Annotated in this window: 12 protein-coding genes and 1 other annotated feature; of the genes, 1 reads left to right on the top strand and 11 read right to left on the bottom strand. The window is 33.0% G+C overall.

Translation table 11 applies throughout. The features are described 5' to 3' along the window. Window positions 1–24 precede the first annotated feature (24 nt). From KA894_RS00725 to KA894_RS00690, 8 genes are all read right to left on the bottom strand, one after another. Window positions 25–852, bottom strand: coding sequence for a YtnP family quorum-quenching lactonase (locus KA894_RS00725; RefSeq protein ID WP_174221768.1), 828 nt, complete (start codon window positions 850–852; stop codon window positions 25–27). Window positions 853–1496: 644 nt separating this feature from the next. Next, window positions 1497–2138, bottom strand: a complete 642-nt coding sequence (gene trmB / locus KA894_RS00720; protein WP_103373269.1) for a tRNA (guanosine(46)-N7)-methyltransferase TrmB — start codon at window positions 2136–2138, stop codon at window positions 1497–1499. A 12-nt stretch (window positions 2139–2150) separates the two neighbouring features. Beyond that, the gene (locus KA894_RS00715; RefSeq protein WP_096809118.1) at window positions 2151–2942 is read right to left on the bottom strand and encodes a phosphotransferase family protein; all 792 of its coding nucleotides are present in this window, start codon (window positions 2940–2942) and stop codon (window positions 2151–2153) included. 454 nt (window positions 2943–3396) lie between these two features. After that, window positions 3397–4242 carry a D-amino-acid transaminase gene (dat, locus tag KA894_RS00710; RefSeq protein WP_096809116.1) on the bottom strand — a complete coding sequence of 282 codons (846 nt, stop codon included), beginning with the start codon at window positions 4240–4242 and terminating at the stop codon, window positions 3397–3399. Between the two features lie 2 nt (window positions 4243–4244). Next, on the bottom strand, window positions 4245–5654 hold the full coding sequence (gene pepV, locus KA894_RS00705; RefSeq protein ID WP_103373267.1) for a dipeptidase PepV: 1410 nt from the start codon (window positions 5652–5654) through the stop codon (window positions 4245–4247). 304 nt (window positions 5655–5958) lie between these two features. Next, window positions 5959–6357, bottom strand: a complete 399-nt coding sequence (locus KA894_RS00700; RefSeq protein WP_115342100.1) for a YtxH domain-containing protein — start codon at window positions 6355–6357, stop codon at window positions 5959–5961. Between the two features lie 12 nt (window positions 6358–6369). Next, entirely contained in the window at window positions 6370–7071 is a 702-nt protein-coding gene (locus KA894_RS00695) for a pseudouridine synthase (RefSeq protein WP_115342099.1), read from the bottom strand. Continuing rightward, entirely contained in the window at window positions 7068–8705 is a 1638-nt protein-coding gene (locus KA894_RS00690) for a putative polysaccharide biosynthesis protein (RefSeq protein ID WP_096809107.1), read from the bottom strand. Before KA894_RS00690 ends, KA894_RS00695 begins: the two co-directional genes overlap by 4 nt. Window positions 8706–8834: 129 nt before the next feature. On the opposite strand from KA894_RS00690, the gene KA894_RS00685 reads away from it, so the two are divergent. Then, complete coding sequence (locus KA894_RS00685) at window positions 8835–10094, top strand: BaiN/RdsA family NAD(P)/FAD-dependent oxidoreductase (protein ID WP_119487735.1); 1260 nt, start codon at window positions 8835–8837, stop codon at window positions 10092–10094. A 515-nt stretch (window positions 10095–10609) separates the two neighbouring features. Here the strand turns inward: KA894_RS00685 and KA894_RS00680 are convergent. The 3 genes from KA894_RS00680 to KA894_RS00670 form a co-directional block, all read right to left on the bottom strand. Beyond that, entirely contained in the window at window positions 10610–10921 is a 312-nt protein-coding gene (locus KA894_RS00680) for a rhodanese-like domain-containing protein (protein WP_115342098.1), read from the bottom strand. Window positions 10922–10942: 21 nt separating this feature from the next. Then, window positions 10943–13357, bottom strand: a complete 2415-nt coding sequence (gene leuS / locus KA894_RS00675) for a leucine--tRNA ligase (protein WP_115342097.1) — start codon at window positions 13355–13357, stop codon at window positions 10943–10945. A 47-nt stretch (window positions 13358–13404) separates the two neighbouring features. Further along, window positions 13405–13590: a binding site (T-box leader), on the bottom strand. A 154-nt stretch (window positions 13591–13744) separates the two neighbouring features. Continuing rightward, window positions 13745–14914: an MDR family MFS transporter gene (locus KA894_RS00670; RefSeq protein ID WP_096809100.1), complete on the bottom strand. Its 1170-nt coding sequence runs from the start codon at window positions 14912–14914 to the stop codon at window positions 13745–13747. Between the last annotated feature and the right edge of the window lie 58 nt (window positions 14915–14972).

Here is a 14972-nt window from a genome sequence, read left to right as displayed (position 1 = left end):
AATGTTCTAAACTTTAACCTTATTTTAATTTCTAGTAATATATTGTGCTATTTCATTAGATTCAGTTTGATTAAATTTCACAGCGAAATAATTTACATCATGATAATATAAGAACCAATAATCCTCTAAGATGAATCTAGGTATTATCCGTTCCTTTTCTCTAATAGACTGCATTGGATAATCATCATAAGCAGTTACCCATAATGGATTTTTGTGTGCAATAGTTGGGAAAATATCTCCCATATGCACTGCCTTTTCTCCTTTGCTTTCAATAGTAATAATAGAATGACCATAACTATGGCCTCCAGTATGATAAATATGAATGCCACTTACTACTTCTAATTGATTTTCAAATAAAATTAATTTCTTCGTGAAATCTCCATTATTTTTCTTCCAATAAGTGGATTTACTACGTATATTAGGGCTATTAAACTCGTGCCACTCATCTTGTTGTATGACATGAATGGCGTTTTCAAAAACAGCATGCCCTTCATTATCAGTTAAACCTGAAGCATGGTCAAAATGTAAATGTGTCATCAGTACATAATCAATATCTTGTGTTTCTAAATTAAATGATTTTAAATCTTCTTCAATTTGGCTTTCATAATTTACACCAAATATCTTGCGTTCTTTGTCAGTAAGCTTTTCCTTACCAATCCCTGTATCAATAATAATATTAAATTCTTCCGTTTGAATTAAAATTGGGTGTGTTGGTAAAGGAATACGGTTATCCTCGCTGATTTCATATTTTTTTGTCCATAAAACTTTAGGTACAACGCCGAACATTGCGCCCCCATCAATATTTGTAATCCCACCATTAAGGTAATGCATTTTAAAATTGCCTAATTTCAAGATTATCCCTCGTTTCTTTGTTTAAATACTGTTTATTAATATAGTAATATAATACAACTCCCTCGTAAAATAATGAAAATTGTAAATCCACACATACAGATGAATATCGTACATACCTACAAATGAACTCAGATACAAATACTCTAAGTTAATTCTTGGACTTGACGTAGATCGTTGTCACATGACTATGCTATCAATACGTTTTAAAACGTACGCTAATGAACTATTGCTTCAAAATCGCTACTTTTTAGAAAACTATTTTTTAAAAGTCAGTTCTTAAAGCACTACTGCTAAAGCGTTACTTTTTAATTTATTAAATTAGACTTGAGTCATAACGTATATAATCCTCTTAACAGTATTAGTGCTTATGCAAATGTTTTAGTGCTTGTATTCCATTTAAACCTCAATAACACTTATGTAAGGAAGCCTGACGCTTACATTCCTTGCTTTAGTTTATCTTATAAAAAAAAGAAACCCAAATTGGGTTTCTGGTTGTCTATAAAGCGCTACTTTCCCATTTATGAAAATAGTAGCCTTAAAAAAATAAAATAATGAAATCTTATAAAAAATTTCCATCTTTATTTCATCTTAGTATTATATTATACACTGGCGATTAACTACATAAAGTGATTTACAAAAACAATTTAATTATTGTGAAATTTAGCTTCCATTCTATAAATCCTTGAGCCTTTATCTGAAAATTTACGCTCATATTCTGTTTCAATATTATTTTCTTTTTCTTCTTGGTGTAAATTTAAATTTATTTTAGTGAAATACATTCCGAATTGGGACATACTTTCTAAACTATAAGCAAATAAACCTCTATTATCCGTTTTAAAATGGATTTCTCCATCTTTTTTTAGCACTTGTTGATATAACGCTAAAAATGTATGGTAAGTCAATCTACGCTTCGTATGCCTTCTTTTTGGCCAAGGGTCTGAGAAATTTAAATAAATACGAGAGATTTCTTCATCTTTAAAGTATTCATTTAATTCAATCGCATCATTACAAATCAATTTAATATTGGTTAGATTTTGCTCTCTCACTTTATCTAACACTTTGACCATAACGTTCTTTTCCCGTTCCATAGAAATAAAATTAATTTCTGGTCTTTGCGCAGCAAGCGTTGTAATAAATTGACCCATGCCAGAACCAATTTCTATATATATCGGTTGATCTTTATCAAACCATTCACTTATATGTCCTGCATGGCTACCATCCGTATCTACAATATTAGGATGCGACTTTAAATAATCTTCAGCCCACGGCTTGTAACGCACTCTCATCTTGATAACTCCTTATATAAATACATTGTTATTCATTACTTCGTTTAAGAACTTCAACCACATATTCATATCTTTATAGCGTTTTTGTTCTTCGTACCACTGTACCATTCCAATTGACTGAACAACAGTATACCATTTCATTCTCTTTTGTAAGTCTATAGAATCTTTCGTACCATAATCTCTCAACCATTGAGGCCATTTATTTTCAGGAACGTAATTGTATAGCAGCATACCTAAATCAATAGCTGGATCCGCAATCATTGCACCTTCCCAATCAACTAAAAATAATTCATCATGATCAGATAACAACCAGTTGTTATGGTTAACATCTCCGTGAACAACCGTAAAGAACCTAGGATCAAGACAAGGCATATGATCTTCTAAATATGTCAATGCTTTACGAATAACATGATGCGTTAACACTTCTCTAGATAATGAGGCGTTAATTTTATTTAATAAAATATCAGGTGTAATAGGATTCATTTCCATACGTTTCAACATATTCAAAAGTGTTTTTGAACTATGTATTTTTTTTAGCAAATTAGCGACACGTTGTTCATACATTTCATCGAAAGTTAGCTCTCTGCCGTTTTTCCAATGTTGTGCTGTTACAACTTCCCCTGTTTCTATACGTTTCGTCCACACGAGCTTTGGTACAATACCTTCAGCAGACAAAGCTGCAATAAATGGATTAGAATTTCGTTTTAAAAACAATTTCTGTCCATCTTGCTCTGCCATATAAGCTTCGCCAGATGCGCCACCTGCTGAATCAAGTGTCCATCCTAATTGATAAAACTGCTCCAACACGTTCACCTCACTTTCAATTAGAAAATGGCTCCAGAAAACAAATTTCGAGAGCCAAATATAGTCATTTTCTAACACAATTATAAACTTAAATCATATATGATAGCCTCACGTGTTATGACCATCATTTTGTCCCATAGATTTAAGTTTGTATATTTAAATATTAAATACTGTATTGAGATTTTTATAACTTTATCATCATATCATAAATCTACCCGAAACAGCATGAAATTTTTAAAATTCCTTTGCTTTTTTTCATGAAATTTTATACACCAATTTCAAGTCTCATAAAAGATTTTATAATGTTTAGACGTTTATTTCAACCAATAATGAGAAACAAAAAGTCACATTTTACTACGAACATTTTCAGGAATTTTATTAATCGGCTCAGTAAGCATTATAACATAATTTAGTTTCAATAGATGTTACATTTTATTTCCTTTTTTGGAAAATATTAACTATCTGCATCAATGTATCTGTTAAATCCTTCTTGTAATGATTTAGTTATTGGGCCGACTTTTCCCTCACCTACGAATTCACCATCTAATTTAATTACAGGCATTACTTCAATTGAAGTACTTGATACGATAATTTCATCCGCATTTCTTAAAAAATCCACAGTGAAAGTGCCTTCATTAAATGGAATGCCTTTGGCTTCTGCAATATCTTTAATTACCATTCGCGTAATGCCATTTAATATATAGTTATTTACAGGATGCGTGTATATTTCCCCACCTTTAATTGCATATACATTACTTGATGACCCTTCAGTAACGATATCGCCACGATGCTGGATAGCTTCTTGAGCATTATATTTAACTGCGCTTTCTTTAGCTAGCACATTACCCAATAAATTCAAGCTTTTAATATCACATCTCAACCAACGAATATCTTCTGTTGTTATAGCATTAATGCCTTCTTCTAATAGTTTATATGGACGTTCATATGTTTTTGTAAATGCCATTACATTGGCTTCTACTGATGGCGTTGGAAACGCGTGATCTCTTGGGGCAGCGCCACGCGTAACTTGAATGTATACACCACCGTTAACTACACCGTTAGCTGCTAATAATTCTTGTACTAATTCTGTAAGTTCATCTACGTTGTATTTCAAATCTAAACCAATCTCTTTAGCACTTCTTAACAGTCTTTCAAAATGTGGTTTTGCAGTAAAAATATTATTATTATAAGTTCTGATATATTCATATATACCATCGCCGAAAACATAGCCTCTGTCGTTGTAAGGGACTCTTGCGTCTTGTTCATCTACTAAATGTTCGTTAATCAATACTTTAGTCATAATTATTCCTCCACGCACAATGTATATAAAGCTTCTAAATAAATACTCGTTGCATCAAACAATTGTTTTTTCGTAATATATTCATTTTTTTGGTGCATTAAATCTTCTGAATCGTTAAACATTGCACCAAATGCAACACCTTTATCAAGATTACGTGCGTAAGTTCCGCCACCAATAGTGTATGGTTCTGTTGGATCACCTGTTTGGTTACGGTATGCTTTCACTAATGTTTGTACAAATGGATCATTTTTATCTACATAGTGAGGTGTTTGATTCTTACCTAATTCAATAGAAAAACCGTTTTTTTCGATTTCACCTTTAAATCGAGTCATTGCTTCTTCAAATTCAAAACCATGAGGGTATCTTAAATTAATACCAAATCTGCCTCCATTTTGGTTATCGTAAGAAATAATACCAATATTAGTTGTAACATCACCCATCACATCAGTATGGAATTTCATCCCCATTTTTTCGCCAAAGTGAGAATTAAATAGATATTGTTCGCTAAATTGAGTAAAGTTGGCAGCTGTTTTATCTAAACCAAGCTTAGATAAGAAGTTCAATAAGTGCAATCCTGCGTTCACACCAATAGACGGATCCATACCATGCACTGCTTTACCATAGGTTTTAAGGACTAACACACCACTATCAACGACGCTTTCACCATCTACTTGATTTTCAGATAAATATTGTTCGAAATTTTGAATAACGTCTGTCATATTTTCTTTAACCGCTAATTTAGCATTTGCTTCATCAGGAACCATGTTGTAACGTTGCCCAGAAGTAAATGAAATTAATTCATATTCAGGCTCATCTTTATCTTCTGCTTTTTCATTTTGTACTACATCGAAAGTGCTAATACCTTTTTCCCCGTGGATAGCTGGGAATTCCGCATCAGGGGCAAAACCTAATGTAGGCATTTCTTCCGTTTTGAAATAGCGATCTGTACATTGCCAATCTGATTCTTCATCCGTACCTATAATGATATGTATACGCTTTTTCCAGTTTACTTTCATATCATTTAATATTTTGACTGCATAATAAGCAGCAATGGTAGGCCCCTTATCATCAAGCGTACCTCTCGCGATAACTTTATCCTCAGTTACAACCGGTTCGAATGGATTAGAATCCCAACCATCGCCAGCTGGTACCACGTCTACGTGACATAAAATACCCATAACATCTTCGCCTTTTCCGGATTCTATACGACCTGCAATATGGTCTACGTCATGTGTATTAAATCCATCACGCTCAGCAATTTGGTACATATAATCTAATGCTTTCCGCGGTCCTGGTCCGACTGGATTATCAGACGAAGCTTTGTTATCATCTCTTACACTCTCAATAGATAATAAACCTTTCAAATCTTCTATAATATGTTCTTCGTATGCTTTAACTTTATCTTTCCACATTTAGAATCAACTTCCTTCTCATTACTTATATATTTAATATTTTACATGAAGTAGTATAGAAACTACAGTGAGATGTAACTTATATTTAAAATTTTTAACTGTAATCATTATTGAAAAACAGTTAAATACCACTATATGAGTGGTTTTATACTCTGTATTAAGATTAAAAAACCTGAGACATAAAAATGTCCCAGGCTTATATAATCATTTATGAAGATAGTATTTCTAACCTTTGCGGGGTAACGCCACCATTTTAGAAATATGTGGGTCTATCCGTAGCTTAATCTACACATTTTATAAACAATTATTTATTTTTATTATTTTTAAGTTCTTCTTCTGTAACTACACGCAAATTGTTTGAAGGATCTGCTGCACCTTCATCCGTAAATCTAGCTTCTTCTACGTGTTCTTCTTTTTCATTAACGCCTTTAAAACGGTCTTTTTGTTCATTTATAAACCCTTTCGGATCTTGTTTCACTCTTGACGCATAACCTTTCGGGTCTTGTTTCACTTCGTTATAAGTTTCCCCAGCTTTTGAACTTATTTGGCTAGCGATATCTTTAGCGTTTTGTTTATATGATTCAGGATTTGACTTGTATTTGCTATACTCATCTTTCAATTTATCTCTATTTTCTTTTTTAGAGAGCACAACTGCAGCAGCTGCTCCTCCGACACCTATAATTGCTTTTAGTAATTTTGACATAATAACACCTCTTTATAAATTTAATCCTAATTGTTTAAAATCTTGTTGCGTTAGATGACGATATTCACCTGGACCCAATGATTCATCAAGTTTTAACTCACCAATACTCACACGTTTCAATGCAAGCACTTCGTTATCTATAGCATGAAACATACGCTTAACTTGATGATACCTTCCTTCATAAATTGTGACAAATGATTTGTATGGTTCATCACTTTTCACTAAAGTTGCAGGCATCGCCAATCCCTCATTCAATTCAATACCCATTTTGAATGAATTTATATCATTATTTGTAATATTTTTTTCAGAAATAACTTCGTACGTTTTAGAAACATGCTTTGTAGGGCTCATAAGTTCATGATTAAATGCACCATCATTAGTGATTAATAATAATCCTTCTGTATCTTTATCGAGACGACCTACTGGGAAAATTTCTAAAAACTGATAAGATTTCACTAATTCTATCACTGTTTGATGTTGATTATCTGCTGTCGCAGAAATATATCCTTTGGGTTTATTCAGCATGAGATAAACTTTATCTATATATTGTATAATCTCATTATTTATTTTGATTATATCATTGTTAGGGTCAATTTGTTTTTTGGGTGATTTTTCTTTTTGTTCATTAATAAAAACGCTACTGCTTTTTAATAATTGTTTAACTTCTGTACGCGTACCCACGCCCATATTCGCTAAAAATTTATCTATTCTCATTTTATAATACCTAATTTGCGTCTAACTTTATTAGGAATCTCACCTAAAAATTGATCAGCTAATTTCGTCTTCATCGTGATACCTCCGTAAACTAACATACCAATTATAACACTGATAATTAAAATACTTAATGCACCAAATTTAGTTTCTGGCGAAATAAACATTTGTAATAAAAACGATGACAATTCGACTGCAACCATCATAATTAAACCATATAAGAATATTTTACAGAAGTGTAACCATGTCTCTGAAAAATCAAAATTTGCATATTTTTTAAGTATATAAAAGTTACATAAAACAGCAAATAGTAACGCAATCGCTGTGCTTAAAATTGCGCCAGCCGTGTGGAATGCCATAATAAGCGGCGTATTTAAAACAACCTTTAAGACAACTGCTACTAAAATAACAAATACAGTTAATTTCTGTTTATCTATACCTTGTAGCATAGATGCGGTTACGCTTAACAATCCAATCAAAATAGCCACAGGTGCATAGTAGAATAATAACTGACTACCATCTATATTATAACTATAAAACACGGTGTATAATGGTAATGCTAAAGCCATAATTCCTAAACTTGCTGGCACCGTAATGTACATCAAAACACCTAAAGATGTTCTAATTTGTCTATGCATTTCACTTAACTCGCCTGATTCATATGTTTTGGTAATGAATGGAATTAAGCTTACTGCAAAGCCAGCTGATAGTGACGTTGGAATCATCACTATTTTATTAGTTGTCATATTTAAAATTGTAAAGAAATAGTCATGTAGACGGCTAGGTACGCCTGCTAAATCTAACGCGCCATTATGTGTAAATTGATCGACTAAATTAAATAATGGAAAGTTCAAGCTAACAATAACAAATGGAATACTATATGAAATAATTTCTTTATACATCTTTCCATATGATACATTGATACCTGAAACATCCGTTGCAACCATCTTTTCAATATTAGGTTTTCTTTTTTTCCAATAATACCATAATGTGAAAATACCCGCTACGGCACCTATTGCTGCAGCAAATGTCGCAATACCATTGGCTTGTAAAACACTGCCATTAAAGACATTGAGCACTAGATAACTTCCAATTAAAATAAATAAAATACGTGCAATTTGTTCAATAACTTCCGACACTGCCGTTGGGCCCATTGATTTATAACCTTGGAACACGCCACGCCATGTCGCAAGTAATGGTATAAATATAACAACCATACTGATAATTCTAATAATCCAAGTAATGTCTTCAACTGACCAACCACCTTTAGCGCCTGATTTATTTGCTAACGTGATTGTTGCTATAGTCGGTGCTAATAAATATAAAATGAAAAATCCTATAAATCCTGTAATGGTCATAACGATAAAACTGGATTTATATAACTTTTCACTTACTTTATATGCACCTAAAGCATTATACTTAGATACATATTTAGATGCCGCTAATGGTACGCCAGCAGTCGCAACTGCAATAGCAATATTATACGGCGTATATGCATAGTTAAAAGGTGCCAATTTTTCTTCTCCACCAATAATAGCATAGAATGGAATAATATATAATACACCCAAGACTTTAGTAATCAATATACTAAGGGTGATTAAAAAGGTACCCCTAACTAATTCTTTACTTTCACTCATTCAGATCTTCCTATCTCAAATTAAATTTTTACACTCATAACTTCAATAATAACGTTATAACCACTTTTTTTCAAAACTATATTACTATAAACTATAAAATAACACTATTTAGTAAAGCGAGGCAATAAAATGTATCAAACAATCATAATCGGTGGCGGCCCTAGCGGTTTAATGGCTGCTGCTGCAGCAAGTCAAAACAGTAATAAAGTCTTGCTCATTGAAAAGAAAAAAGGGCTCGGCCGTAAATTAAAAATATCTGGTGGCGGCCGGTGTAATGTAACCAACCGCTTACCATATGAAGAAATCATTAAAAATATACCAGGAAACGGAAAATTTTTATATAGTCCTTTCTCCGTATTTGATAACGAATCTATTATTCACTTTTTCGAATCCCGGGGTGTATCTTTAAAAGAAGAAGATCATGGTCGTATGTTTCCAGTATCTAACAAAGCGCAAGATGTTGTAGATGCTTTGATCCATACAATAGAAAAAAATAATGTAACTGTAAAACAAGAAACGGTTGTACATGGTATCGAACATACACAAAAACAAACTTTTAAAATAACAACTGATAACCAAGAAACAATTGAAAGTCATAGCCTAGTGATTGCTACGGGTGGCACAAGCGTTCCAAAGACTGGGTCAACAGGAGATGGTTACAAATTCGCTAAACAGTTAGGCCATACAATTACAGAATTATTTCCAACTGAAGTGCCCATCACTTCTCCTGAACCATTTATCAAAGACAGAAGATTAAAAGGCTTAAGTTTAAAAAATGTAGCACTATCTGTATTGAAAAAAAATGAAAAAAAACGTATTACGCATCAAATGGATATGATCTTCACTCATTTTGGGGTAAGTGGCCCTGCTGCATTAAGATGCAGCCAGTTTGTATATAAAGAGCAAAAAAACCAAAAACAGCAAAATATTAAAATGCAAATAGATGTTTTTCCTGATTTGAGCCAAGCACAAGTTGAAGCTAAAATACGTAAATTGTTAAAAGATACACCCGATAAATATGTAAAAAATAGTTTACATGGTCTTATCGAAGAACGCTATTTACTGTATATGTTAGAATTAGCAAATATTTCAGAGGAATTAACTGCACACCATATTTCAAACGAACAATTCAACAAATTAGTAAATTTATTTAAAGCATTTACTTTTACAGTTAACGGTACGCTATCAATTGAAAAAGCTTTTGTAACTGGCGGTGGCGTTTCACTAAAAGAAATTGAGCCTAAAACAATGATGTCAAAACACGTACCAGGTTTATTTATGTGCGGCGAACTACTCGATATTCATGGTTATACTGGAGGTTACAATATTACTAGTGCCTTAGTCACTGGTCATATATCAGGCACTAATACGAGTAAGTTTCAACTTTAAACCTTTAACTACATGATTAAAAAGATAGAACAATAACCTAGTTTGTTCCTCAACAAAGATCATTAAAATTATAAAATTTTATATAAGCATATTTTTTGAAATTGATTAACTTTTTTATCTAAGTGCTATTATAAATTTACCTGTTTTTTAGTTATCAGTCGACATAGAGAAGTAGTATATTTTGTAGTTAGCCTCTTTGTTCATACCGCAATGACAATCATAAATAATGGTCTCATGATGCTATTTACGTATTTATCGCATTCTCATTATAATAAATAGATAAGCGACTAACCCAACATCTAAAAAAAGCCCCTCACTATTGCAATAGTGAGGGGCTTGGTATATTTATATTGAGATTTTTATTAATCATCATTTCAACATTACAATACTAAAATATAAAATTAACGATTCTAAATGAACCCACATTGAGTTAAAACGTATCCACCTATGCTTACCGAACAATGTATTAAACGCAATACAAATTGGGTATATCCGAATATTAAAAGACTGGAAAGCTAGATGCTTCTAATGTCTAAAGCTTCATCTCCCCAAGCATCCATACCACCTTCAACATTTACCGCATGAACGCCACTACGCTCTAAATATTGAACAACTTGTGCACTTCTGCCACCAGCTTTACAAATAATATAATACGTATCATTTGAATTGAAGTGATTTAAATTGTCGGGAATTTGATCCATAGGAATTGTTTCTGCTTCAGGAATAACCCCCATCGCAGTTTCTTCATCTGTTCTCACATCAATAATTTGAATAGGATTAGAATTTAAAATCTTTGATTTTAATTCATCTACAGATATTGTCTCCATAATATAAACGCCCCTTTTAAGTTATTTGGCAACAATATTAACAAGTTTTTGAGGTACAGCAATTACTTTTTTAATATCTTTGCCTTCAATTTCATCTTTGATATTTTCGTTATCTAACGCAATTTCTTCCATTTCTTCTTTTGATACATCTTTAGGTACATCTATTTTAGCACGAACTTTACCATTTACTTGAACGACGATTTCAACTTCATCGTCAACTAATAATGATTCATCAAATGTAGGCCATGGTTGGTAAGTAATTGTTTCTTCATGTCCTAAACGTGACCATAATTCTTCACCAATATGTGGTGCGATTGGTGCTAACATTTTGATAAATCCTTCAATGTAAGGTTTATATATTTCGTCTACTTTATAGCAATCGTTGATAAAGACCATCAACTGACTAATTGCTGTATTAAAATTCAATGTATCAAAGTCTTCAGAAACTTTTTTCACAGTTTGATGGTAACTTTTATCTAAAGTTTTATTATTTGTATTTACTACTTTATCAGAAATCAAACCATCTTCTGTAACTAAAAGTCTCCAAACTCTATCTAAGAAACGTCTTGAGCCGTCTAAACCTTTTTCGCTCCATGCAATGGCAGCATCAAGTGGCCCCATAAACATTTCATATAGTCGTAATGTATCTGCACCGTGAGATTTAATAATATCATCTGGATTAATAACATTACCTTTAGATTTACTCATTTTTTCATTACCTTCGCCAAGAATCATACCTTGGTTAAATAATTTTTGGAATGGTTCTTTCGTTGGCACTACGCCTAAATCATACAGTACTTTATGCCAGAATCTTGCATAGAGTAAGTGTAACACTGCATGTTCTACGCCGCCAATATATAAATCGACTGGCAACCAGTGTTTTAATTTTTCTGGGTCAGCTAACATTTGTTCGTTATCCGGATCAATAAACCTTAAATAGTACCAACAACTACCTGCCCATTGTGGCATTGTATTGGTTTCACGTCGACCTCTCATGCCAGTTTCCTCATCTATTACATTAACAAAGTCATCAATATTAGCTAACGGTGATTCACCAGTTCCTGATGGTTTAATTTCATCTGTTTCCGGTAAAAGTAAAGGTAATTCATCTTCAGGTACAGTTGACATCGTACCATCTTCCCAATGAATGACTGGAATTGGTTCGCCCCAATAACGTTGACGGCTAAACAACCAATCTCTAAGTTTATAGTTTATTTTTCTTGTACCCGCATTATTTCGTTCTAACAATTCAATTGCTTTTTCGATTGCTTCTTTATTATATAATCCATTTAATTCACCTGAATTAACATGAGGCCCATCACCAACATAAGCTGCTTCAGATAAGTCTCCACCCTCAATGACTTCTGTAATTGGTAAATCAAAGGCTTTTGCAAACTCATAGTCTCTTTGGTCGCCACTTGGCACTGCCATCACTGCGCCAGTACCGTACGAAGATAATACATAATCTGCTATCCAAATTGGTGTTTTTTCACCAGATAATGGGTTGATTGCATAAGCTCCAGTAAATACACCAGATTTTTCTTTAGCAAGACCCGTACGTTCTAAATCTGATTTCATTGCCGCTTCTTGTTGATATTTTTCAACACTTTCTTGATTTTCTGAAGTTGTAATTTGATTTACAAGCTGATGTTCTGGACTTAATACTAAGAATGTAGCACCATAGATTGTATCAGGACGTGTGGTAAATACTTCAATTTGATCATTACTATCTTCTACATTGAATGATACTGATGCCCCTTCTGAACGCCCAATCCAATTACGTTGCATGTCTTTTAAAGATTCTGGCCAATCTAAGCCCTCTAAATCTTCAAGTAACCGATCTGCATATTCAGTAATTCTTAATACCCATTGCTTCATTGGTCTCCTGTATACAGGGTGCCCACCTCGCTCAGAAACACCATCAATTACTTCTTCATTTGAAAGTACAGTGCCTAACGCAGGACACCAGTTCACCGCAACTTCATCTACATAAGCAAGTCCTTTGTTATATAATTGAATAAATATCCATTGTGTCCATTTATAGTATTCTGGGTCTGTCGTATTGACTTCTCTATCCCAATCATAACTGAAACCTAATTCTTTAATTTGGCGTTTAAATGTTTCAATGTTTTGTTTAGTGAACTCACGAGGGTCATTTCCAGTGTCTAACGCATATTGTTCAGCAGGCAAACCAAAAGCATCCCACCCCATAGGGTGTAATACATTATATCCTTGCATACGCTTATACCTAGAAATAATATCTGTGGCTGTGTAACCTTCCGGGTGACCTACATGAAGCCCGGCCCCAGACGGGTAAGGGAACATATCAAGTGCATAAAACTTTTTTTGGCCTAAATTATCTTCTGTTTTAAATGTTTTATATTCTTCCCAATAATCCTGCCATTTTTTTTCAATTTCATTATGATTGTAATTCACAACATTTCCTCCTATTCAATAATAAAAGACACCTCAAACTATTATTTAATAGGGACGATTTTCACCGCGGTACCACCCTGTTTCACAAAATGTGCGCTCATTTTAATTAATAGTAAGAGATGTCATTAATTCATTTCAAGTCACGGTAAGTTCACTTAAGGCTTTACACTAGGTTTCACCACACCCTAGCTCTCTGTGGGAAAGCTTTAAAGTTACTACTCCTATACTCTTCTAATGATATTTGATACAGCCTTTTATTTCAAGTATAAAAATATAATTAATATACTCTCCATTGTTTATACACAAATGCTTTCAAATCATATGTGTTAGATTTTCAAACTTAATCATAAACCATAAATTGGACTATATATTAAGCTTAACATCAAATTAAATATCTTTGGGTAGTTGTCGATCATAGAAAGTTAAAAATATTAAAGCAATGGCCAATAGCGAAATCATACTTAAAAACATAACTTGCATATTAAACATGTCAACAACTACACCACCAATCAGTGGCCCAAATGCCTTACCTACAGTCGCTGCAGAATTCACGTAGCCTTGGAATGAACCCTCTTTACCTTTAGGCGCTAATTGGTTAGCAATCGTAGGTACTGCTGGCCATACAAACATTTCGCCCAACGTTAATATAATCATACCTACCATAAATACAGAAAATTGTTCAGCAAAACTAGTCACAAAGAAAGAGATAATAAAAATACCTATACCCACATACATTTGATGTTTTAAATTACCTTTCAATAATCTGATAATGGGAATAATTAACGGTTGTGCAACTAATATCATGATACCATTGACTGTCCACAAGAGACTGTATTGACTCATTGAGATATTAAGCACTTGGGTAAATGAAGCTATTGTACTTTCCCATTGGATGTAAGCAATCCAACAAATACTAAACATGACACATATTAAAGATAATGCAATAAACTGAGGTCTATACGCTTTAGATAATAAACTCATTGCATCATTTGATTTTACTTTAACGTCTAATTTGATATTAAACTGACTTACAGCGACTATAGCAAATGCAATATACATTAATAAATTAGCTATAAAAATATAATTAAAACTTAATTCAGCAACAAAGCCACCGGAAGCTGCACCAATGGCTACGCCTAAATTTTGTGCTAAATAAATGGCATTAAAAGTTTGCCTTCCGCCTTTTGGCCATATCGCACCTGCTAATGCATAAATAGCAGGAATAATCATTCCGCCGCCAAACCCAAGACAAACTAACCAAACAGCATACCATGGCCATCCATGGAAAAAATTTAATAACGTTGTACTACTTAAACAAATAACAGTACCTATCATAATTGTGGGGTAGCCGCCTAATTTATCAAAAAGGTTACCTCCGAGTAGGTTGCCAATCACCATTCCAAATGAATTAATCATTAAGACTAAACCAGCCATTGTTAAACTTTTATCTAATACCTCATTCATATAAATTGTATTTAATGGCCATAAAAAACTTGAGCCCGTGATATTTAATGCCATTCCAATTACCAACCACCACACTGATTTTGGCATGTTCATAACCGTAAGCTCCTTTCTTATTTTAAATTTCTATTTTTACTCTAAACACTATATCATT

This window comes from Staphylococcus sp. GDY8P131P, from assembly GCF_017891975.1.
Lineage (GTDB): Bacteria > Bacillota > Bacilli > Staphylococcales > Staphylococcaceae > Staphylococcus > Staphylococcus nepalensis.
This window is presented reverse-complemented; position numbering and strand designations above follow the sequence as displayed.